The sequence below is a fragment of the Sphaerimonospora sp. CA-214678 genome, from assembly GCF_050942215.1.
Lineage (GTDB): Bacteria > Actinomycetota > Actinomycetes > Streptosporangiales > Streptosporangiaceae > Sphaerimonospora.
The window spans coordinates 4411449-4433533 of record NZ_CP192056.1; the positions used below are offsets into that span (position 1 = coordinate 4411449).

General features: G+C 71.5%; 20 protein-coding genes and 1 tRNA gene. 10 read left to right on the forward strand and 11 right to left on the reverse strand.

Annotation, left to right across the window (positions count from 1 at the left end):
- Window positions 1-81: 81 nt before the first annotated feature.
- The 4 genes from ACQP1K_RS19830 (at window position 82) to ACQP1K_RS19845 (ending at window position 4458) form a co-directional block, all read left to right on the forward strand.
- Window positions 82-621, forward strand: a complete 540-nt coding sequence (locus tag ACQP1K_RS19830) for an ATP-binding protein (protein WP_433497204.1) — start codon at window positions 82-84, stop codon at window positions 619-621.
- Between the two features lie 207 nt (window positions 622-828).
- Window positions 829-3300 (forward strand): helicase-associated domain-containing protein, encoded by a 2472-nt coding sequence (locus ACQP1K_RS19835; RefSeq protein ID WP_433497205.1) that lies wholly within the window; start codon window positions 829-831, stop codon window positions 3298-3300.
- A 253-nt stretch (window positions 3301-3553) separates the two neighbouring features.
- Window positions 3554-4120, forward strand: coding sequence for a hypothetical protein (locus tag ACQP1K_RS19840; protein ID WP_433497206.1), 567 nt, complete (start codon window positions 3554-3556; stop codon window positions 4118-4120).
- Window positions 4121-4164: 44 nt separating this feature from the next.
- Window positions 4165-4458 (forward strand): GroES family chaperonin, encoded by a 294-nt coding sequence (locus ACQP1K_RS19845; protein ID WP_433501592.1) that lies wholly within the window; start codon window positions 4165-4167, stop codon window positions 4456-4458.
- Between the two features lie 95 nt (window positions 4459-4553).
- On the opposite strand, the gene ACQP1K_RS19850 is transcribed toward ACQP1K_RS19845, so the two are convergent.
- From ACQP1K_RS19850 to ACQP1K_RS19865, 4 genes are all read right to left on the reverse strand, one after another.
- Complete coding sequence (locus ACQP1K_RS19850) at window positions 4554-4985, reverse strand: TIGR02611 family protein (RefSeq protein WP_433497207.1); 432 nt, start codon at window positions 4983-4985, stop codon at window positions 4554-4556.
- 50 nt (window positions 4986-5035) lie between these two features.
- Window positions 5036-6220 (reverse strand): acetate/propionate family kinase, encoded by a 1185-nt coding sequence (locus ACQP1K_RS19855; protein ID WP_433497208.1) that lies wholly within the window; start codon window positions 6218-6220, stop codon window positions 5036-5038.
- Window positions 6217-8298, reverse strand: a complete 2082-nt coding sequence (gene pta, locus ACQP1K_RS19860) for a phosphate acetyltransferase (protein ID WP_433501593.1) — start codon at window positions 8296-8298, stop codon at window positions 6217-6219. Before pta ends, ACQP1K_RS19855 begins: the two co-directional genes overlap by 4 nt.
- Window positions 8299-8556: 258 nt before the next feature.
- Complete coding sequence (locus ACQP1K_RS19865) at window positions 8557-11301, reverse strand: cellulose binding domain-containing protein (RefSeq protein WP_433497209.1); 2745 nt, start codon at window positions 11299-11301, stop codon at window positions 8557-8559.
- A gap of 194 nt (window positions 11302-11495) precedes the next feature.
- On the opposite strand from ACQP1K_RS19865, the gene ACQP1K_RS19870 reads away from it, so the two are divergent.
- The gene (locus tag ACQP1K_RS19870; protein ID WP_433497210.1) at window positions 11496-12320 is read left to right on the forward strand and encodes a patatin-like phospholipase family protein; all 825 of its coding nucleotides are present in this window, start codon (window positions 11496-11498) and stop codon (window positions 12318-12320) included.
- Between the two features lie 165 nt (window positions 12321-12485).
- Here the strand turns inward: ACQP1K_RS19870 and ACQP1K_RS19875 are convergent, their stop codons facing one another.
- Together ACQP1K_RS19875 and ACQP1K_RS19880 are read right to left on the reverse strand one after the other, a co-directional pair.
- Window positions 12486-12683, reverse strand: coding sequence for a DUF2795 domain-containing protein (locus tag ACQP1K_RS19875; RefSeq protein WP_433497211.1), 198 nt, complete (start codon window positions 12681-12683; stop codon window positions 12486-12488).
- Between the two features lie 41 nt (window positions 12684-12724).
- The gene (locus ACQP1K_RS19880; RefSeq protein WP_433497212.1) at window positions 12725-13312 is read right to left on the reverse strand and encodes a hypothetical protein; all 588 of its coding nucleotides are present in this window, start codon (window positions 13310-13312) and stop codon (window positions 12725-12727) included.
- 464 nt (window positions 13313-13776) lie between these two features.
- Here ACQP1K_RS19880 and ACQP1K_RS19885 point away from each other — a divergent pair.
- Window positions 13777-13850 (forward strand) — tRNA-Ile (locus ACQP1K_RS19885).
- Window positions 13851-15193: 1343 nt separating this feature from the next.
- Here ACQP1K_RS19885 and ACQP1K_RS19890 read toward each other — a convergent pair.
- Both ACQP1K_RS19890 and ACQP1K_RS19895 read right to left on the reverse strand, forming a co-directional pair.
- Window positions 15194-16348 carry an acyl-CoA dehydrogenase family protein gene (locus ACQP1K_RS19890; protein WP_433497213.1) on the reverse strand — a complete coding sequence of 385 codons (1155 nt, stop codon included), beginning with the start codon at window positions 16346-16348 and terminating at the stop codon, window positions 15194-15196.
- A gap of 73 nt (window positions 16349-16421) precedes the next feature.
- A complete protein-coding gene (locus tag ACQP1K_RS19895) occupies window positions 16422-16577 on the reverse strand; it encodes a hypothetical protein (protein ID WP_433497214.1) in 156 nt (51 codons plus the stop codon).
- 319 nt (window positions 16578-16896) lie between these two features.
- Between ACQP1K_RS19895 and ACQP1K_RS19900 the strand changes: the two genes are divergently transcribed.
- Window positions 16897-17442 (forward strand): mismatch-specific DNA-glycosylase, encoded by a 546-nt coding sequence (locus ACQP1K_RS19900; protein ID WP_433497215.1) that lies wholly within the window; start codon window positions 16897-16899, stop codon window positions 17440-17442.
- Window positions 17443-17608: 166 nt separating this feature from the next.
- Here ACQP1K_RS19900 and ACQP1K_RS19905 read toward each other — a convergent pair whose 3' ends face one another.
- From ACQP1K_RS19905 to ACQP1K_RS19915, 3 genes are all read right to left on the reverse strand, one after another.
- Entirely contained in the window at window positions 17609-18145 is a 537-nt protein-coding gene (locus tag ACQP1K_RS19905; RefSeq protein WP_433497216.1) for a MauE/DoxX family redox-associated membrane protein, read from the reverse strand.
- Complete coding sequence (locus ACQP1K_RS19910; protein WP_433497217.1) at window positions 18142-18687, reverse strand: hypothetical protein; 546 nt, start codon at window positions 18685-18687, stop codon at window positions 18142-18144. The genes ACQP1K_RS19905 and ACQP1K_RS19910 overlap by 4 nt, the downstream gene beginning before the upstream one ends.
- A gap of 65 nt (window positions 18688-18752) precedes the next feature.
- On the reverse strand, window positions 18753-18932 hold the full coding sequence (locus ACQP1K_RS19915) for a hypothetical protein (protein ID WP_433497218.1): 180 nt from the start codon (window positions 18930-18932) through the stop codon (window positions 18753-18755).
- Between the two features lie 181 nt (window positions 18933-19113).
- Between ACQP1K_RS19915 and ACQP1K_RS19920 the strand changes: the two genes are divergently transcribed.
- From ACQP1K_RS19920 to ACQP1K_RS19930, 3 genes are read left to right on the forward strand one after another with little or no spacing between them, the layout of a single operon-like run.
- Complete coding sequence (locus tag ACQP1K_RS19920; protein WP_433497219.1) at window positions 19114-19656, forward strand: TlpA family protein disulfide reductase; 543 nt, start codon at window positions 19114-19116, stop codon at window positions 19654-19656.
- On the forward strand, window positions 19653-21539 hold the full coding sequence (locus ACQP1K_RS19925) for an ABC transporter ATP-binding protein (RefSeq protein WP_433497220.1): 1887 nt from the start codon (window positions 19653-19655) through the stop codon (window positions 21537-21539). Before ACQP1K_RS19920 ends, ACQP1K_RS19925 begins: the two co-directional genes overlap by 4 nt.
- A complete protein-coding gene (locus tag ACQP1K_RS19930; protein WP_433497221.1) occupies window positions 21536-22072 on the forward strand; it encodes a S26 family signal peptidase in 537 nt (178 codons plus the stop codon). Before ACQP1K_RS19925 ends, ACQP1K_RS19930 begins: the two co-directional genes overlap by 4 nt.
- Window positions 22073-22085: the final 13 nt, after the last annotated feature.

A 22085-nucleotide genomic window follows, 5' to 3' on the forward strand; every position in this document is an offset into this window, starting at 1 on the left:
GGGTAACGGTAGCGCCTGCACACCACACTTGCACGTGCATTCGCTCTTGCAGTTGCACGAAGTGTCCAGCATCATGATCTCGTGCAGTCCACGAACCTGACTCGTGGCCAGCTGCCGAGGGCGGCGCGCGACTGGTGGCCGCCGCTCGGCTGGTGGCCGGACAACGCCCGCGACCTGCTGGAACGCAGGCCCGCCGGCAACAGCGCGAGCACCGGAAGCAGCGCCACCTTCGTCCTGCCGCCGCTGGCCGAGTCGGTGTACTCGGCCCGCAGCTTCGCCGCGGGAACCCTGTCCGGGTGGCAGATGACCACGCTCCTCGACTCGATGGAGCTGGTGGTCTCCGAGCTCGCGACCAACGCGCTGCGGCACGGCCTGGTGCTCGCCGGGCCGGGAGATCACCGAGAACGCGCGGTCATCCGGCTGTCCCTGATCAGGCGCGGCCCGCTGGTCACCTGCGCGATCACCGATCCCGGCTCGGCCGTACCGGTCATGCGCGACCCGGCGCCGTTCGAGCCGGGCGGCCTCGGCCTGCACATCGTGGAGTCGCTGAGCCTGCGCTGGGGCTGGTGCACGCTCACCTCGCAGGGCAAGGTCGTGTGGGCGGTGCTCACGACCGGCTGATCACGCCCGGCGGCCCGGCGGGCCGCGCCGGGAGGAGGCCCGGTTCAGGCCGCGCACGCCGAGCGCCCCGGTCCGGCGTGGAACCGGTGGACTTCGGCGCTGAATCGGCGAACCGGGAGGCGATCTGTCCAGAACCGCCCGCGCGGCGGGCCCGGATGTGCTGAGATCGGACCGTAACGCCCGAGCGGCATCTCCCCGGAGTCCGGTATGGACGATCAGCTGGTCGGCTGGCTGACGACCCTCGACGAAGACAGACTCGCCCGTGTCCTGGCCAACCGCCGGGACGCCATCGTCGCGCCCTGGCCCCGCCGCATGGACGCACTCGCCGTCCGCCTGACCGACGACTTCGCCGTCATGGAGGTCATGCGAGGGCTCCCGCTACCGCCCCTCGAACTGCTACAGGCGTGCCTGGTGGTCGGCGGCCGGCCGGGGGAGGACGACCTCGCCCGCTTCCTCGGTGTGCGCACCTCCGAGGTGGTCCCGTGGCTCGACCACCTCTACGATCACGCCCTCGCCTGGCCGGGGCCGGACGGCCGGATCAACCTCGCCCCCGCGGTGGCCCGCTGGTCGACCGCCCCGTGCGGCCTGGGCGACCCCCTCGACGCCTTCCTCGGCTCCTGGCGGCTCAGCCCCGAGGGACTCCGCCGCATCTGCCGCAACCTCCGGCTGCCCGCGCAGGGAGGCAAACGCCAGATGACGGCCAGGATCTCGGCGCTGCTGAGCGACAGCGAGCGCCTCGGCGCGCTGCTCGGCCGTGCGCCGTACGGCACGATGGAACTGCTCGACGGCTTCGCCTGGGACGGCCCGATCCGCACCGTGTCCGGCGACCGCTTCGTGACGCCGGGAACGCCGGAGAAATGGGCGCTCGACCACGGGCTGCTGTTCCGCGGGCGGTGGGACCTCGCCGAGATGCCGCGTGAGGTGGCGCTGGCGCTGCGGGGTCCCGACTACCACGGGCCGTTCACGCCGTGCCCGCCCGACCTCGCCACGGTCGAGGCCGCCACTGACGAGGCGGAGCACGCGATGAGCCTGGCCGCGCCGCACCTGCTCGACCGCGCCACCACACTGCTGGAGAACATCGGCAAGACCCCGCTGCCGCTGCTGAAGAACGGCGGCGTCGGCGTGCGTGAGGTCAAGCGGCTGGCCAGGGAGACCGGCTGCGCCGAGGAGGAGACCCGGCTGCTCCTCGAGGTGTCCGCTGTCGCCCGGCTGATCGCCCTCAACGAGCACTCCGAACGCTCCGAGCACGCGGAGCACGGCGGCGGCGCGAACCGGGGACGCCCGGCGCTCGGCGGCGCGTTCCCCGGCTTCCTCGCTCCGACCGACCGGTTCGACGCCTGGCGCCTGGAGGACGCCCCGGCCCGGCTGCGCGTCCTACTGGCCTCGTGGTGGCGCATGGAGCGGTCGTCGCTGCGCCGCGTGGAGGAGCGCCATCCGACCGTGCTGGGCGACGATCCCTCCGGTGAGACGATCGCACGGATCCGGTGGGCGGTGTTCGGCGTGCTCGCCGGGATCCCCGAGGGCCGGGGCTTCGCCACCCTGCGGGAGCTCGTGCAGTCGGTCCACTGGCGTGCGCCGATGCTCGACCGGGAGCTACTGGACGAGTGCGCCCCCGCCGTGCTCGAGGAGGCCCGGCTGCTCGGCCTCGCCGCAGGGCAGGCGCTCACGAGCCTCGGCCGGGCGCTGGCCGCACTGGCCGCGGTCGCCGGCCATGAGGGGCACGCGGGAGTGCCCGAGGTCGAACACGACCCGGCGCTGGCCGAGCGCTCGGCCGCCGCGCTCGCGAGCGCACGCCGCACCGCGCTGTTCGGCGCCGACCTCACCGCCGTCGTGACCGGGCCGCCATCGGTCGAGCTCGCCGCGCTCCTGGACCGCGCCGCCGACCGCGAGGCGCGGAGCGCGGCCTCGGTCTGGCGGTTCAGCCGGGCGAGCGTACGTAGGGCCCTGGACGGCGGGGAGACCGCCGAGGCCCTGCTCGCCGCGCTCGCCGAGGTCGGCACCCTGCCCCAGCCGCTGGCGTACCTGATCCGCGACGTGGGCCGTCGGCACGGCGAGGTGACGGTCTTCTCCGTCGGCTGCATCATCCAGGGCGCCGATCCCGCTCTGCTGGCCGAGATCGCCGCGCATCGGAGCCTGGCCGGGCTGGGGCTGCGGCTCCTGGCCCCCACCGTGCTCGCCGGTTCCGCCTCGGCCGGGACGACGCTCGCCGCGCTGCGTGAGGCAGGGTACGCGCCGGTGCAGCCGGGCGACGAGCCCCGCGCGGACGGGCGGCTCGTGCTGCTGCCGGGAGGCCGGGTCGCCGAACTCGAACGACCGGCCGCCGTCGTGAGCACCGGGGACGTCACGGACGTGTCACCCGGCTCGCCCGCCGATCCGCCGCCCGATCCGCGCGAGCACGCCAGGCGTCTGCTCGCCGGTGCGGACGCCACCGGCCCGGGACGGCAGACCTGGGCCGTGATCGGGCGGATGGCCACCAGGCTGCCGGTCGCGCAGCAGTCGCTGCTGGGCTGCGTGGTCGATCGGAACGTCCGTGCGTTCATCACGTTGTCCGACGGGGTCACCGCGACCGTGAGCCATGGCGAGCTGCGCAGCGGCGTCCTGGACGCCTGGTGCGAGGAGGCCGGCGACTACCTCGAGTTCCCCCTCAACGAGATCGCCTCCGTCACCACCGCACTCTGACCCGCGTCATCCGGGTCGTCGACGAACAGGGTCAAGGAAGATCTACCGTCCGTTTGGTGTCGCTTGTCCCTTTTGCCGTTTCTTTCCCTATACTCATCCACATCATCCGGTTTTTCCGGTATCAACTACCTCAAATCTTCCAAAAGTCGCAAAGCCGTCGCCAAAGAGGCGTAAAGGGGCTTCTTCCTCGCACCTCCCGGGCCGCTGTCGCATGCCCGCCGAGGCGGGCCCCGCGACCGGGCGAAAGGAACCCATGCACAAGCGCACCCGTCACGCGATCACCCTGACCGTCGCCGGTGTCCTGCTGGCGACCGGCACAGCGGCCGCCGCCGACGCCGCGGCCGGACCGTCCCTGCGCCCCATCCCGGAACCGACCGCCTCCGTCCCCCCGTCCCCCGTCCCGTCGCCGGCCCCCTCCACCTCGCCCGCCGCCTCCCCCACCCCGGAGGCCTCACCCAAGCCCAAGCTGCCCTCGGGCAAGGCCACGGCCACCTCCTTCTGGGACGCCGCGACGGCCTCGGGCAAGCCGATGCGGTACAAGACGATCGCCAGCCCCTACTGGCCCCTCGGCACCAAGGTGAAGATCACTTATCGGGGCAAGAGCGTCATCGGCTTCGTCGAGGACTTCGGCCCGGCAGAATGGGCGGTCGCCCAGCACGACATTCCGGCCATCGTCGACCTGTCGGAGAAGATGATGGCCGACCTCACCGGAGTCCGCTCCAACGTCGTCCACGTCCGCTTCGAGGTGCTCAAGTGGGGCACCGGCCGGGTCTACCGCCGTTCAGGCACGGGATATGACCTGGCCATGGGCCGGTCCTGACCGCGTAGACTGCCAGCGTGGCCGACCCGAAGTTCGAGATCCAAATGCTCCACGACCGCGTCATGATCCGGATCGAGCGGGAGACCGAGGAACGCCGCAGCAGCGGGGGCATCGTCATCCCGGCGACCGTCAAGATGGCCAACCGGCTGGTCTGGGGCGAAGTATGCGGATCCGGCGCCAACGCCCGATCCGTGAAAACCGGGGACAAGGTCCTGTTCAACCCCGAGGACCAGTATGAGGTGGAGGTGCAGGGCCAGATCTATCTGGTGCTGCGCGAACGCGACCTGCACGCGGTGGCCACCCAGCAGACCGAGCACGGCACCGGTCTCTACCTCTGACCCGCCTTCCTACCGCTGATCCGGCCCGGCGATCCTCACCCGGACCCGTCGCCGCCCGGCCCTTGTCCGCACACCCCGTTCTCCGGTGCCCGCCCTCAGGTGTCCCATCCACGCAGCATGAGCGCGCGGGCCATGTGGATGAGGTCGATCCCCGTGGTCAGTTTCAGCGTCGCCCACACGATGGCGGCGGCGCAGGCGAAGGTCAGCAGGCCCGCGACGATGCGGACGAACCAGTTCTGCCGCCTGAGCCAGTCCGTCGCGGCCAGGACCGCACGCTTGACGAGCTCCAGCAACCTGGAGGCCCACGGGAACTCGGTGGCCAGCACCGCCAGACCGGCGAACACCACGAGCCAGCCCGGCCCGGGGAACGGCACCATGATCAGACCACTCACGATCATGATGCAGCCGATCGTCCCGATCACGATCCGCAGAGCCAGGTGACCACCGCGCCTGGCCCGCACGCGGTCACGCCATCCGGGCATCTCGGACTCCCCGGCCCCCGCGTGGCCGTCCTCGGCCGGCGCCATCCGGATCACCCCCAGTTTTCAGCAGCCAGAATAACCGGGCCCTCCGACGATCAGTGGGACCACGACTCGACGCAGGCGACCGTCTGATCGGCGATCTCCATCTCCTCGTCGGTGGGGATGACCAGCACGGCGACCTCGGCCCCCTCGGGCGAGATCGTCCGCGGGCCGGTCTCCCGGGCGGCGTTGCGCACCGGATCGATCTCGATGCCGAGCCGGGACAGCCCGGAGACGGCGAGCGCCCTGGTACGCGCGTCGTGCTCCCCCACCCCAGCGGTGAACACCAGCGCGTCCACCCGGCCGAGCACGGCGTAGTAGGCCCCGATGTAGCCGCGCAGGCGGTGGCCGTACACCTCCATCGCCAGCCGGGCGTCCTGCGCGCCGGAGTCGGCGAGCCTCCATACCTCGCGCAGGTCGTTGGCGCCGCACATGCCGAGCATGCCGCTCTCCCGGTTCAGCGCGTCGTCGACGTCGGCCAGGCTCATCCCGGCGACCCGGTTCAGGTACGCCGGGAGCGCGGGGTCGATGTCACCCGACCGGGTGCCCATCACCAGGCCCGCCAGCGGAGTGATGCCCATCGAGGTGTCCACGCTGCGCCCGCCGAGGACGGCGGTCGCGCTCGCGCCGTTGCCGAGGTGCAGCACGATCGAGTTGACCTCGTCGTACGGCCTGCCGAGCAGCTCGGCGGCCCGCCGGGAGACGTACGCGGTTGAGGTGCCGTGGAAGCCGTACCGGCGCACGCCGAGCTTCTCCGTCCACTCGCGCGGCACGGCGTACGTGTAGGCGTGCGGCGGGAGCGTGCCGTGGAAGGCGGTGTCGAAGACCGCGACGTGCGGCAGATCGGGGAACACGCGGCGGGCCACCCGGATGCCCTCCAGGTTGGGCAGGTTGTGCAGCGGAGCGAGCGGGGCGAGCTCCTCGATCGCCCGCTCGACCTCGTCGTCGATGAGCGTGGGCTGGACGAACCGGCTGCCGCCGTGCACCACCCGGTGGCCGACCGCCGCCACGCGGTCCAGCGGCGGCCCGTGCTCGGCGAAGGCGGCCAGCACGGCACGCAGGCCCTCCTCGTGGTCGGCGAGCCGCCGCTCCACCCGGGCGCCGTCGTGGGTGAGGACGCTGGTCTCCTCGCCGATCCGTTCTGCGAGGCCGCGTGCGGTCTCCCGGCGCGCCGCCATGTCGATCAGGCGGTATTTGATCGAGGACGAGCCGCTGTTGAGTACGAGGACCTGGTCGATCACGGCGTCTCCTCCCGTCCCGGGCCGGCCGCCCGGCCATGCGCCTGCGCCTGGATGGCGGTGATCGCCACGGTGTTGACGATGTCGTCGACGGTCGCGCCCCTGGACAGGTCGTTGACCGGCTTGCGCAGGCCCTGCAGCACCGGTCCCACGGCCACCGCGCCGGCGCTGCGCTGTACGGCCTTGTAGAGGTTGTTGCCGGTGTTGAGGTCGGGCACCACGAACACCGTCGCCCGCCCGGCGACCGGGCTGCCCGGCATCTTCGCCCTGGCCACGCTCGGCTCGGCCGCGGCGTCGTACTGGATCGGGCCCTCCACCGGCAGGTCCGGCCGCAGCTCGCGGATGAGCGCCGTGGCCCGGCGCACCTTGTCCACCTCGGGGCCCGTTCCGGACTCCCCCGTGGAGTAGGACAGCATGGCGACGCGGGGTTCGACGCCGAACCTGGCGGCGGTCGCCGCCGACGAGATCCCGATGTCGGCGAGCTGCTCGGCCGTGGGATCGGGGACGACCGCGCAGTCGCCGTACACGAGGACCCGGTCGGCGAGGCACATGAAGAAGACGCTGGACACGATCCCCACGCCGGGCGAGGTCTTGATGATCTCGAAGGACGGGCGGATGGTGTGGGCCGTGGTGTGCGCGGCGCCCGAGACCATGCCGTCGGCCAGCCCGAGGTGGACCATGAGCGTGCCGAAGTAGGACACGTCGGTGACGGCGTCGCGGGCCTGCGCGAGCGTCATGCCCCTGTGCGCCCGAAGCCGCGCGTACTCCTGGGCGAACAGCTCGCGCAGCTCCTCGTCGAACGGGCTGATCACGTGCGCGTCGTCGATGGCCAGGCCCATCTGGGCGGCGGCCGCCCGGATCTCCCGCTCGTCGCCGAGCAGGGTCAGCTCGGCCACGCCGCGCCGCAGCAGGCTGTCGGCCGCGCGCAGGATCCGCGGCTCGGCGCCCTCGGGCAGCACGATGTGGCGGCGCTCGGCCCGGGCCCGCTCCAGCAGGTCGTACTCGAACATCAGCGGGGTGACCGCGGCGGCCTTGGTGATCCGCAGGCTGCGCAGCAGCGCCGCGGTGTCGACGTTGCCGGCGAACAGGCCCAGCGCTGTGTCGATCTTGCCCTTCGCGTCGGGGGTGAACATCCCCTCGGCCTCCGACAGCGCCTTGGCCGTCTCGAAGGTGCCCCCGTCGGTAGTGATCACGGGCAGCCGGATGTCCATACCGTCGAGCAGCCGGCTGACCGGCTCCGGCAGCTCAAGCCCGCCGTTGAGGATGATCGCGGACAGGGCGGGGAACATGGGCGCCCGGTGCGCGGCCATCAGGCCGGGCACCAGCGCCGCTGCGCGGTCGGCCGGGACGATGACGGCCACGCCGTCGGAGAGCCGGTCGAGGATGTTCGGCAACGACATCGCCCCGACCATGAGGGCGCCGACCTCCCGGCCGAGCTGCTGCTCGTCCCCCTTGAACAGCCTGCCGTCGCAGGCGGCGACCAGATCGCTCACCGTGGGCGCCGACAGCCTCGGCTCCTCCGGCAGGACGTACGCGCTGACGCGGGCGGCGACCTCGTCCACCAGGCCGGGCGTGACGCGGGTGACGATGGTGGCCAGCTCGGTCGCGTGCCGGTCGGCGAGCTCCTTCCTGGACATCTCGACCGCCGCCGCGATGTCGTCGGGCGTGCGGTGCAGCCCGGTCACCACGTTGACGACCGGCGTGCCCAGATTCGCGGCCAGCTCGGCGTTGAAGACGAACTCGGTGGGCGCGCCGACGTCGGTGTAGTCGGTGCCGACCACGACGACGGCGTCGCACCGGCCGGCCAGCGCGCGATAGCGGGCCAGGATCTCACCGGTCGCCCGTTCCTCGTCGGCGTGCAGGTCCTCGTAGGTGACGCCCACGCACATCTCGTACGGCAGGCCGATGCCGAAGCGGGCACGCACGGTGTTGACCAGGCCGTCCTCCCGGCCCGCCCGGACGAGCGGCCGGAACACGCCCACGGTCTCGACCTGGCGGGTCAGCAGCTCGATCATGCCGAGGGCGATCGCGCCCTTGTTGCTCCTGGCGTCGCTCGCCGCGACGTACACCCCGATCGCGATCGCGTTCACCTAGTGCCCCTCCCGCCGATCTCTGCCCCGTCGCGTCGTCCGGGGCGGCACCTCGCTGCGTTCTCGTCGTCGCCCGTGGCTCCGCCGCGGGCTTCTCCTCCGCCTTGCGATGCACCACCCCGGACAGCGCGCGGACCGGGCGAACCTTGGCGATCGAGGCACAGGACAAAGCGTATGCGAAACGGCGGACCGGCCCGAGCGTGATCGGACGCCCGGGCCGGTCCCGTCAGCCTTCCCGAGAGGGGTGGGTCAGGAGGCCGTGCAGGTCACCGGGGACGGTACGGCGTTGCTGCCGCCGGACAGGTCGGCGGTGAAACCGAATGTGGTGCCGGCCCCGGAACCGAGGGAACCGTTCCAGCTCACATTGCCGACCGTGACGTTCGCTCCGGACTGGGTGTAATCCCCGCTCCAGAGCTGGTTGATCTTCTGGCCGTTGGCGAACGCCCACTTGACCGTCCAGCCGCTGATCGCGGCGCTGCCCGAGTTCTTCACCGTGACCTCGCCCTGGAAGCCGCCCGGCCACTGGTTGGTCACCTTGTACGTCGCCGCGCACGCCTTGCCGCCCGGGGTCGGTGTCGGTGTCGGCGTGGGGGTCGGAGTCGGCGTCGGCGTGGGAGTCGGCGTCGGCGTCGGAGTGGGGGTGGGAGTGGGGGTGGGAGTCGGTGTCGGCGTGGGGGTGGGGGTGGGGGTCGGCGTCGGCGTGGGCGTGGGGGTGCCGCCCTTGCGGTCGCCGTAGATGATGCCCCGGCCGTTGGTGCCGAGGTAGACGCGGCCGTAGATCCGGGGGTCACCGGTGAGGGCCTCGCCCATGTTGCCGTACTGGTGCTGGTCGTCGTTGATCCGCACCCAGCTCGCGGCCGTGTCGTCGGACCGGAACAGGCCGGTCACCCCGTCGATCTCACCCACCAGGTAGAGGGCGTGGTACGACTTGCCGGGCGCCGCCTTGCCGAAGCCGATGTTGATGGAGCTGGTCACGTTCGGCACCTTGGTGAACGACGCGCCCGAGTCGGTGGAACGCCACAGGCCGCCCTCGCCGGCGAGCCAGATGTCGCCCCCGTGGCCGGGGACGGCCTTGAAGTGCATGTCGCCCTCGGACGGCAGGCCGGTCGCCGCTGTGGCGGAGAAGCTCGCGCCGCCGTTGGTGCTCACATAGAACCTGCCGCCGGACAGCGCGTAGAACTTCTGCGGGTCGACCCGGTCGGACTCGATGATCGCGTTCGCCGGGACGCCGCTGGAGGCCGTCCAGCTGTTGCCGTACCCGACGGAGTAGACCACCTGCTGCCCGGGGTCGCCCGGGGCCCAGACGAACCTGCTGCCGTCGGCGGCGGCGGCCACGGTGCCGCCGTTGTTGACGCCGCCCGGCTCGCTGCCCTGGAACCAGTTGGCGCCGCCGTCGGTGGAGAACGCCACGTGGCTGTCGTTCGGCCGGTCGGAGTCGGTGAAGTTGCCCGCCCTGACCATCACGCTCGGGTTCTTCTCCGCGTAGTCGAGCGAGGTGGTCGAGGTGAAGACGGGCGAGGTGAACATCATCGACGGCACCGTGTCGAGGTCGGTGTGGCGGAAGCCGCCGATGTCGCCCAGCGCGCTGACCAGGGGAGCCCCGCTCGGCGGGCTGACCAGGTCGAGGACCGCCGTCTCCTCGAGACCCTTCACCATCGGCTTGATGGTGAACTGGCCGCCCGAGTCCCACTTGGTGAGGTCGGTGGTGCCGTAGATCGTGGCGCCGGTGCCGTACATCATCCGGTTCGAGTCGAACGGGTCGATCTCGACGGACTCGTTCATCCAGCCCAGCTTCGGCGTGACCTCCGGCGGCTGCGGGTTGGTGCCGAACGTCAGCCAGGGAGCCGCCGAGATGTCCATCTTGTAGCGGAAGCTGCGGTCCGGGTAGGAGGTCCAGTCCCAGATGCGGGTCCAGGTGGCGCCCGCGTCGGTGCTCCGGAAGAAGATCGCGTCGGGCCACCAGGAGACCTGGGTGGCGACCATGATGGTCTTCGGGTTCTGCCGGTCGATGGTCAGGCCGCTGTACCCGAAGTAGTCGTCCCCGCTGCTGGACGGAATCGGGCTGATCTGGGTCCAGGTGCCCGTCGCGGTGGCGTAGCGCCACACGTCGCCCTTGGCGCCGTCGTACGGCCCGCCGGTGTCGCTCGTGGCGATGTAGAGGTAGCCGTTGACCGTGTCGAGCACGCCCTTGTGGGCGATGTAGCCGGTCGGCTGGCCGGCGAGCCGCTCCCAGGTGGCGCCGCCGTCGGTGGTCCGGTAGACGGTGTTGTCCTTGTCGGCCACGCCCACGTAGATGGTCTGGGTGGCGTTGCCTGAGGTGCCGGTGCGCTTGTCGAACGTCACCCAGACGACGCCCTGGATGTCTCCGTCGTAGTCGCCGCTGCCGGCCCGGTAGTTGCCGGCGTTCGGGAAGTTGGTGACCTTGGCCCAGGTCGCGCCGGAGTCGGTGCTCCGCCACAGCCCCTGGCCGCTCGGCGCCCCGAAGTAGAGGACGCTGTTCTTGTTCGGGTCGACGGCCAGTCGCTCGCCCATGCCGCGGCCGGGCATGTTGCCGCCCAGCTTGAACGGCAGCTTGGTCACCTGCCAGCTGTCGCCCTTGTTGGACGAGCGCAGGATCGCGCCGTTGTTGGGATCCCAGCTGTTGGTGTACATGCCGACGGCCGCGTACACCTTGTTGGCGTCAGAGGGGTCGGCGGCGATGCTGGCGACGCCGTTGTAGCCCCAGTTGTCCCACCCTGCCCAGTCGAGGAGCGGGGTCCAGGTCTGGGAGGACTGGTTCCACCGGTAGGCCCCGCCGATGTCGGTACGTGCGTAGATCAGGTCCTTCTGGGCCTGGCTGAAGACGATCCCGGGAACGAAACCGCCCCCGGCGATCTGCACGTTCTTGAACGTGGACGGATCTGAGGCGACGGCCGACGCCGACTGCGTGGTAACGGCCACCGCCCCGACCAGGGCCACCGAGGTGGCCGCGAGCATGCTGAGGAATCTTCGCATGGACGGTTTTCCCTTCGACATGGACAACCGCCATGCACGACCAGGAGTGACCCTGACCGTCAACCGCCTCCGTGCATGGAACTTGAGAGAGATTCACACACACCCGGCATCGGCGTCAATAGTTTGGGGGCCATACAAAAAAACGGAACTTCGACGCGCTTGCGGCGGATGCCGGATGGAAGATAATTCTGGATATGACCAACGCACTCGTGCTCGGTGGCGGCGGGGTCGCCGGGATCGCCTGGATGGCCGGAATCGTGACGGGACTGCGCCGGGAGGGCGTCGATCTCGGCACAGCGGACCGGATCATCGGCACTTCCGCCGGATCAGTGGTCGGGACCCTCATCGCCACCGGGGCCGACCTGGAGCAGGCCATCACCCGTCAGCGGGATGTCGACACCGGCCCGGCCCCGGCCATCGATCTGGACGCCACCGCGCAGTCGTTCGCCGTTCTCGCCGACACCACCATCGAGCCGGTGGAGCGGCTCCGCATGGTCGGCCGGATGGCCCTCGACGCCCGCGTCGACCACGCGGCGGACCGGCTCGCCGCGGTCGGCGAGCGGCTCCCCGTCAAGGAATGGCCCGACCGGGAACTCCTGATCACCTCGGTGGACACGGAGACCGGGGAGTTCGTCGTCTGGACGCGGGAGTCGGGCGTCCCGCTGGTGCTCGCCGTGGCTTCGAGCTGTGCCGTACCGATGATCTTCCCACCCGTCGAGATCGGCGGCAGGCGCTACATGGACGGCGGGGTGCGCTCGGCCACCAGCGCCGACCTGGCCGCCGGCGCGACGACGGTGATCGTGCTGGAGCCACTGGGCCACCTCACTCCCCGCGCCGCTCTCGAAGCCGAACTCGAGAAGTCGGGAGCGTCCCGGACGCACGTGATCCACCCCGATGACGCCACGATCGCCGTGTTCGGCGAGGACGTGCTGGATCCCGCCCTGTGGGGCCCGGCCTTCAAGGCCGGGCTCGCCCAGTCGCCGTTGTCGGCCGGACCGCTGCGCGACCTCTGGAAGTGAATCTCCGGCGGAGCGGTGCCCGATCGACTCGCGGTGAATCGATCGGGCCGCTCCCCCCGTCCCGGCCACCCGGCGCTCTGATCGGGTAGTCCCCGTCCCATGGATCGATCCCCTTCGGCGATCCTCTCGGTGGCCTCCCGCCGGGTGCCGCGTCACCGAGCGGCGCTACCGCGCCTCGGTGACCGCCTTGCTGACGGCGTTCGGGCCGTCGTACTGCCGGTCCGGCAGCCTCTCCAACGCATTGATGATGTTGTCGTCCGCGCCGTGATCGCGGGCCGTCTGGATCAGGTCGGACTTCCCTGCCGGGTAGTCCACGCCCTTGAGGTGCTTCTGCAGTTGGATCGGGTTCGGGGCGTCCGCCATGGCGGTTCTCCCTTCGTCGACGTTCCGCTGCCCTCCCCCGCCTACCCATCGTTTCCCGCATCACTCCCGCCGGACGCGGTGAAGCGCGCGGCTGGATGGATCATGACGGCCGGGATCGACGCCGTGGTCCCGTTGGCGACGGTGGTCGTGCCGTACACGGCCTTGCCGGACGCGAGATCGACGGCGAGCCGGGCCGCGCTGCCCGCCTCCCGCGTGATGTCCAGGAGGGCCGCCGGCCGCCGCGTCACATCGGCCCGAGGTCCGGCGAAGCCCGCGAAGGCGTCCACCGGCCCGTTCGCCAGCCGGTCGTACGCGATGACCTTGGCGCGCAGGAGCTTCGCCCCCGCGACCTGGGCCACGGTGTCCTCGGGCCGGACCGCGATCAGGATGAGCACCCGCACGCCGTCGGCGAGCATTTCGGAAAGTTGCCGATCCTGGGTGGCCTGGTCGCCGCGGGCGTTGGCGGTCACGACCGTACATTTCGGGCACAGAGCGGCGACCGCCCGCGTGATGGCGGGCCGATCGTGCGTGTCGTACCGTCGGCCGTCGGGCAGCAGCAGCCCGATCGTGAAACCGTCGGCGAGTCTGCCCACCGCGCCCAGCCCGGTCCCCGAGTACGGGAGTGCCATGTCACACGCTGGGACCGCCGTCAGGAGGGCCAGGGAAGCGACGGCCGCCACGAGTCGTATCTCCACAGCAATCCCCCGATCGCACGCAGAGCCACTCCGCCATGCCGTACCCGACGCTTGGGGCGCAAAAGCCCTCATTGCCCCGCTGCGTGCTCATCGGCGGCGCGTTCTTGGCGTCGATCACCCCGGAGGTTCCGTCCTCCTCGCCCCTGGATGGTCCCCGAGCCGGACGGGCATGCCGGCCTTGACGATCCGCCTGGCACACCGCTCTTCTTCTCCTCCCCCTCGGGCTCCGGCTCCCGTGGCGACCGGCCGGGACAGGGACATCCGGGAGATCTTCCGGCCCGTTGCGTCCGAACCCGGCGTCGTGATCCGCATGACGGCGCGGACGGCTCGGAAACCTTCGGATTCTGCTGGGATGCGGGACTGCGCACCCCCCGAGTTGTGAGAGACTGCACCATTGCGGGGCGGTAGCTCAGCCGGTCAGAGCATCGGACTCATAATCCGTGGGTCGTGGGTTCAAGTCCCACCCGCCCTACTCCGCTTCATCATTGGTGTGCCGCCTGACCTGCGGTTTCATGGGTCTCATGGGTTGATATGCCACGCGGCCGCATGCCGCTGATAGCGGCCATGCGCCAATGGCCGCGAACATAGGCGGGAATGGTCTCGGTCTCGTTTTCCCAGGTGAGATCGGCCGTTCTCGGCATCTCGCGGAATGGCTCCGCACCCGTACGCCTAAGGACCCCGAGATCTCTCCCGGGGTCCTATCCGCCGGTCGGGCCGTCGCCCGTACCGGTCGATGCGGTCGATGCCCGCCCGCCACGGCGGCACCGTGATCACCTCGACCGGCGAGGCACTCGAACCCGACCCGGGGCCACCGTCTGCGCACCGTTCATGTCGTCGGTGATGCCGCTGCCGGCAGACGGTCGCTCGGCCCGGCCGGGTGGTCTCGCTCAGGACCTCCTCTGCCGTCTCCCGGACGGTCGTCAGCCGGGCCGGCACCTGTTCCGACCGCTCACGCGGCCGCTCGATCCGTCCCCGGATCGTCTCGACGCGATCCCGGGCCGCCGCCTTCCGCCTTGCCGGCCCCTCCGGCAACGGGCCCATCACGATCGCCTCCGCCCCGCACGGTAAAGGACGCACGGTAAGGACGCACGGTAAGGACGCACGGTAAAGGACGATTCCGCCGCCGGCGAGAGGGGTCTCGATGTTCCAGGTCAACCGGTCCCCGAGTAAGAACTGAACCCGAGCGATTCACGAATGCGGAACTTCCTGGAGTCGCGTCGTGGCCGCCCCCCGGACGTCGAAGTAACTCGAGATCCGCCGCAGCCGCCTGCGCCGGCCAGCATGGAACAGGTGTCCGTCCGTTTATGGCTGCCGTTGTCCGGTGACCGCGTTTGGGTCCGGGTGGCCTCGCCCGGCGACGATGCCACCCGGAGTTGAGTTGGACGCCGACCCGAAAGGTGCTGTGTCGATGTCCGCCAGGTCGGCCTGCCCCGCAACCGCAACCCTGAACGGCGCCATCGCACCACCTACCCCGTTTCGTCAAACGCACCCGACGAGCGGCTACCGCGAACGACGTCCAACTGACAGAGGCGTCCGCCGCGCTGGCACCCACCGTCCGGCTTCTGTCCACCACCCGCGCCCAAATGACCTATCTGACGGCCCCGGGTCGATCCCGGTCCGCTCTACCAGGGCGCGGATGCCGTGCGCGCCCAGGTCGGCGGGATGTACGGTGCTCAGCGGACCGCCGCGCCTGGTCACCGGGGTGCGGACGGCATCGATGAAAGCTTCAGCCATACCGGGCAAGGTACGAGCGCGGCGTTAACCCGGCGTGCGCCGATGAGCCGTCCGGCGTTACCCCACCCGTGCGGAGCACGGTCAGGATGGCAGGCCGCCGCGCTCGACGAGCTGCCGGGCGATGACGTTGCGCTGGATCTCGTTGGTTCCCTCACCCACGATCATGAGCGGGGCGTCCCGGAAGTAGCGCTCGACGTCGAACTCGGTGGAGTAGCCGTAACCTCCGTGCACCCGGATCGCGTCGAGGGCGATCTCCATCGCGATCTCCGAGCAGAACAGCTTCGCCATGCCCGCCTCCATGTCGCTGCGCTCGCCCGAGTCGTAGCGCTCCGCGGCGTACAGCAGCAGTCTGCGGGCGGCGGTCAGTTTGGTGCCCATCTCGGCGATGTGGTTGCCGACGGACTGGTGCTGCCAGATCGGCCTGCCGAACGACTCTCGCTGCCGGGCGTAGGCGAGCGCGTCGTCGAACGCCGCCCTGGCCACGCCCGTGGCCCGCGCCGCCACCTGGATGCGGCCGATCTCCAGGCCGCGCATCATCTGGGCGAATCCGGCTCCCTCCACGCCGCCGAGCAGCGCGTCCGCCGGAACCCGCGCGTCGTCGAAGACCACCTCACAGCTCTCCACACCCTTGTAGCCGAGCTTGGGCAGGTCGGCGGTGACGGAGACACCCGGCACCTTCTCCACCAGGAGGATCGAGATGCCGCGGTGCCGCGGCACGGCCTCGGGATCGGTCTTGCACAGCAGCGCCACCAGGCCCGACATGCGGGCGTTGCTGATCCAGGTCTTGGTGCCGCTGATCACATACTCGTCGCCGTCGCGCCGGGCCACGGTGCGCATCGCCTGCAGGTCCGAGCCGCCGCCCGGCTCGGTGAGCGCCATCGTCGCGCGCAACTCACCGGTCGCCATCCGCGGCAGGTATCGCTCCTTCTGCTCCCGGGTGCCGTACGCGAGGATGAGCCTGGCCACCACGGTGTGCCCGCCCATGGCCCCGGCGAGGCTCATCCACCCCCGCGCCAGCTCCTCCGTGATCATCGCGAAGCAGGGGGTCGAGACCTGGACGTCGCCGTACGGCTCGGGGATGGCGAGACCGTAGACCCCCATGCGCTTCATCTGGTCGATGAGTCCGCCCGGATAGGCGTTGGCGTGCTCCAGTTCCCGCACCACGGGCCGCACCTCGCGGTCGACGAAGTCACGCACCGCCTCGACCATGGCCGCCTCTTCGGCGTTCAACGTCATCGGAACTCCTTCGCTGGAGAGCTTGGGCCGCGGCCCCGGAGAGGGCAGCGAGATCTCGCTGACGGCATCGGCATCAGATGATCTTCTGGTCGGCGAGATCGGCGATCTCCCGTGATGATCGGCCCAGTACGTCGGCCCGGCCGACCAGCTCGTGCAGGATCTCCCGGCCGCGCGGTCGCTCAGGCGCCTGCCGCGTGTGCCGCGCTGAAGAATCCTCGATGGCCGGCACTCACAACGTGCGCTGAGCCGTGGGACCACCGATATATCACCATGGCCCTGGTCGATGGGAAGGCGCCATCCCTCATGTCTTGATCTTATAGAAGAGACCAGGTGGGGATCACAGGCCGCCCGAATCCGGTCATCGCCGGAGGCGGGTGCCGGTCGGCCGTTCCTTCCGTTCGGGCAGGACGGCCGGTCGGCGCTCATCCTCAGCGAGACCTTCCTTCCGGTGAACGACGGCGCCTTGACCGGCCCCTCCGTCACCCGCCGTGCTCCGGGTCCGTCCCACCCGGGAAGGGGCCCGCACGACAGGCCGTAGCATCACTGCCATGCGCCCGACGAAGGCCGACCTGGCCGCGGCCAGGAACGCGACGATCGACGACGTGATCGGTCCCGGCCTGGACGTGCTCTTCTGCGGGATCAACCCCGGCCTCTACTCCGCCGCCACCGGTCACCACTTCGCCCGGCCGGGCAACCGGTTCTGGCCGGCGCTGCACCTGTCCGGTCTCGTCCCGCGCCGGCTCGAGCCGTACGAGCAGCATCTGCTGCCGTCGTACGGCCTCGGCATCACCAACCTCGTGGCCCGGGCGACCGCGCGGGCCGACGAGTTGTCGCCCGAGGAGTTCCGCGCGGGCGCCGAGCGGCTGAGGGTGCTGCTGACGGAGATCCGGCCACGTCTGGTGGCCTTCGCCGGGGTGACCGCATATCGCCACGCCTTCGCCCGGCCGCGGGCCGTCATCGGCCCGCGGGAGGAGACGATCGGCGGCATCGCCGTCCATGTCCTGCCCAACCCCAGCGGGCTCAACGCCCACTGGACGCTGCCGGGCATCGCCGAGGAGATGGCCAGGTTGCGCCCGGGCCCGGGGCCCGCGTGACGCCACGGCTCATCGCTCCGGCGCGGGACCGGCCCCGGGTCGGCCCCGCCGCCGGTGGCCGTACCGGTGCCGGCCCTGGACGAACGCGTCGTGCGGGACCCGGGTCGCCTCGTCGCGTTCCCGGTCGCCGATGCGATCAGTCCCGGGATCGCCATGAGGCGAGAGATCAGCTCGCGAACAGCTCGACCAGATCGTCGAGCCGGGCGACGACGAGCGCGAGTACGGCTCCGGCGGCCACGGCGGCGGGATGCGGGAGAGGGCTCTGCCCGGCGGCGAAGGCGGCGGTGAAGCCGGCGAGGGACAGCGCGATCAGGGCGGCGTTGCGCACGATGTGGCGGCGGCCGATCGGCGTGCTGGAGGCGCCGAAGCACCGGCAGGGGGTACGTGTGCCCCGCCGCATCTCGGCCAGCAGACCGGCGGTGAACCCGAGCAGGAGCACGACGGCCAGCGCGAAGCCCGCCCGCGCCGTGGCGGTGACGGCGAGCAGCGCCACGACCGCGACCTCGGCGGCCACGACGGCCGCGCCGACCCACAGACCGGCGGCGCGGCCGATCGGCCGGCCGCCCAGGAGCGCGCCGGTCAGCGCCCGGCCCGATCGGGCGAACTCGGCGAAGGCCGTTCCGGACCGCAGCTTGCCGGCGGCCGACAGGACGAAGACCACGCCGATCAGGCAGCGGGCCGCGATGGCGAGCTGTTCCGTCATCTCGTCCGCGCCCCCTCCGGGATCTCGAAGATCTGCTCCAGGCGCTCCCCCGAGGCCATGATCCGCCCCTTCGCGTCGAGCAACGCGAACACGGGGAACCCCCGGGCCTTGAACGCCCTGCTCAGCTCGCCGCGCTCGGGCTCGACGACCACACCGGCCACCGGTTCGAGCATCCTGACGTACGGCTCGGCGGCGTCCGGCTCCTCACTCACGATCACGGCGAGCACCGCGTCGGTTCCGCCGGGGAAACGCCCGGCGGTCGCGACGAAGCCGGGAATGCGCTCCACCGCCTCCGGACAGATCGGCGAGAAGAACGCGGCCAGGCCGACCTCGGGGAGCAGTTCACGGGAGACCGTACGGCCGGCCGTCGTGACCGCGCAGAACGGCCCGACCGTCTCGTCCTCCTCCAGGATCATCGGCCGCTGGAGGACCGGCCGGGGCCCGATGAGACCGGTCAGCCGGCGGACCCGGCGTACCAGGATCATGGTCACCCCGAGATGCGCCACCCACATCACGCCGATGAGCGCAGCCACGTACTGCATCGCGTCCCCTCTCGCGGACCTGCCCGCCGACGCGCTGCGAGGGCGAGCAGGCCAGGTGCGTTTTCTCAGCAGCAGTTGCAGATCCAGCTGCCGCAGGAGACGTTCCCGCAGCTGCTTCCCCAGCGGCAGCATGTGCGGACGAGGCACGGGGTGCCGTCGCTGTAGCACGAGCACGCCTGGGCCGTGGCCTTGGGCACGAGGCGGCTCAGCATCCTGTCGGCCAGTGTTCCTGCCAGTCTCACCATGGCGACCTCCGGTCGTCGGGGACAGTTCGCCACGACGGTAGGGGCCCGCCATACAGGGCCGATACTGCTCGGATACTGGTCCCCGTACGGCTCGGCGCGGCTGTATGAACCGTGTACGGCCGCTGTATCCCGGCCCTTTAGCGTCGGCGGCCGGAGCACCACGAACCGTGCTGGAGGGCCAATGCCTGCCGTTGTCTCACTCGTCGCCGTGGTCGGCGCGATCTGCCTGCTCGACCTCCTGCTCACCTTCGGCGTCATCCGCCGGCTACGCGAGCACACCGAGACCATCTCCACGCTTCAGGCCGCGAGCGCGCCTCCCGGGATGCTCTCCCAGGGCGAGACGGCCGGCGAGTTCGAGGCCGTGGCCACGACCGGTGAGATGATCTCCAGGGAGACCCTGCTCGGCAACACGCTGGTCGGGGTGTTCTCCCCGGACTGCTCCGCCTGCGCCGAGCGGCTGCCCGGATTCCTGCGCCTGGCCGCCCAGTTCAGCGGTGGACGCGACCGGGTGCTTGCGGTCATCGCGGACATGGGCGGCGATCCCGAGACGTACCGCGAGCGGCTCGAACCCGTCGCCCGCGTGGTGATCGAGCAGCAGGGCACGGGGATCAACGAGGCGCTGCGGGTGCGGGCGTTCCCGTCGTTCGGCGTTCTCGACGAGTCGGGGACGGTGCTCGTCTCCGGCCTGGACCCCGACCGGACCGAAGTGGCCGTTCCGGCGTGAGCGAGACCGAGTCACCGGCGGCGAAGGGGCCGGACGGTCTCGGCGGTGTCAGGGCGAGCGCCGCCGGAGTCGCCGGCGCGCTCGCCCTGGCCTGGCAGGCCGGGCCGCTGCTCATCGTCGGGTCAGCGATCGCGGCGCTGCTCGAGGCCCTGGTGCCGGTGGCCGCGGCCTGGTTGACCAAGGTCGCGCTGGACGCGATCATCAGCCGGGGGGTGGACGGGCGCTATCTGACCGCCGTCGGCGCCGGTCTCGTGGTGACCGGCCTCGCGACCGCGACGCTGCCCCATTTCTCCCAGTACGTCCGCCGAGAGCTGGAGCGGCGGGTCGGGTTGCTCGCGCAGGACCGGCTCTTCGAGGCCGCCGAGCGGTTCGTCGGCCTGGCGCGGTTCGAGGACCCGGTGTTCCTGGACCGGCTGTCGCTGGCCCACCAGTCGGGCGGCACCGCGCCGGGGCTGGTGGTCGGCGGCGTGCTGAGCATCGGCAGGGGCGCGGTCACCGTGCTCGGCTTCCTCGGTTCCCTCCTGGTCATCAGCCCCGTGCTGGCGACCCTGGTGCTGGCGGCCGCCGTCCCGGCACTGCTCGCCGAGCTGCGGCTGTCGCGGGGGCGGGCCGCCGTTATGTGGCGTGTCGGTCCGGTCGAGCGGCGGGAGATGTTCTACCGCCAGCTGCTCACCACGGTCCAGGCCGCCAAGGAGCTGCGGCTGTTCGGCACGGGGCCGTACTTCCGCGCGCTGATGACCGGCGAGCGGCGCACCGCCGACGCGGAGCGGCGTCAGATGGACCGGCGCGAGCTCGCCACGCAGTCGGCGCTGGGGCTCATGTCGGCGGGCGTCGCCGCCGCCGGGCTGGTCTGGGCGCTGATCGCGGCGTGGCAGGGACGGCTCACCGGCGGTGACCTCATGCTGCTGGTCGCGTCCGTCGCGGGGGTGCAGACGTCGATCACGACGCTGGTGAACGAGGTGACCATGGCCCACCAGCAGGTGCTGGTCTTCGGCCACTATCTGATGGTCACCCGCTGCGGCCCCGACCTGCCCGTGCCGGCCGACCCGCGTGCCGTGCCCGCGCTGCGGCGGGGGATCGAGTTCCGCGGCGTGTGGTTCCGCTACTCGCCCGACCGTCCGTGGATCCTGCGCGACGTGAGCTTCACGATCCCGTACGGCAGAGCCGTGGCGCTCGTCGGCCGCAACGGTGCGGGCAAGAGCACACTGGTGAAGCTGCTGTGCCGGGCCTACGACCCGGAACGCGGCGCGATCCTGTGGGACGGGGTCGACCTGCGCGACATGGACCCGGCGGAGCTGCGCTCCCGCATCGGCGCGGTCTTCCAGGACTACATGGCGTACGACCTGAGCGCCGCCCACAACATCGGCCTCGGCGACGTGACCGCGATCGAGGACCGGGAGCGCATCGAGGCCGCCGCCCACCGGGCCGGAGCGCACGAGACCGTGATGGCGCTGCCCCGGCGGTACGACACCCTGCTGTCGCGGATGTTCGCCGACCCCATGGCGGACGGCGAGGCGGCGACGGCCGGGGTGACGCTGTCCGGCGGGCAGTGGCAGCGGCTGGCCCTGGCCAGGGCGATGCTGCGCGACCGGGGCGACCTGCTGATCCTGGACGAGCCCAGCTCGGGTCTCGATCCCGAGGCGGAGCACGAGGTGCACACCCGGCTGCGCCGGCATCGGATGGGCTTCACCAGCGTGCTCATCTCGCACCGGCTGGGGGCCGTACGGGACGCGGACCTGCTCGTCGTCCTCGACGCCGGCGTGGTGGCCGAGCAGGGCACGCACGACGAGCTGATGCGGCGGGGCGGCGTCTACGCCGGCCTTTTCGGCCTGCAGGCACGCGGGTACGGCACACCGGAGCCGGCCGACGCGGGGACGCCGTGACCGCCGCGCTCATACTGGCCGGCGCCGCGCCTGCCGCGGCGGGACTCGTGGCGGGGTCCGTCGCCGGAGCCGTGGCCGGGCTCGCGGGGGCGGCGACGCTGATGGGGCTGCGCCGCAGGCTCGCGGTCATCACGGTGGAGGGCAGGAGCATGGAGCCCGCGCTGCGCTCCGGCGATCGCGTCCTCGTCCGGCGGGTGCCGCTCGACCGGGTGCGGCGGGGAGACATCGTGGTGATCGAGCAGCCCGAGCCGGCGCCCCGGCATCCGGCCGCCGCCGGAGGGCGGCCGGAGCGGGGCGTCGGCGACATCGCACAGCGAAGCTGGGTGATCAAACGGGCCGCGGCCCTGCCGGGTGACCCCGTGCCCGCACCGGTGGCGGCGGCCGTCTCGGCCGACCCGGGCTCGCCCGTACCGGCTGGACGGCTCGTCGCGCTCGGGGACAACGCCGTGCTGAGCTTCGACTCGCGGACGCACGGTTACTACTCCGGCGACCGGGTGCTCGGCGTGGTCCTGCGCCGGATCTCCGCCGCCTGATCGGGCCCTCGTC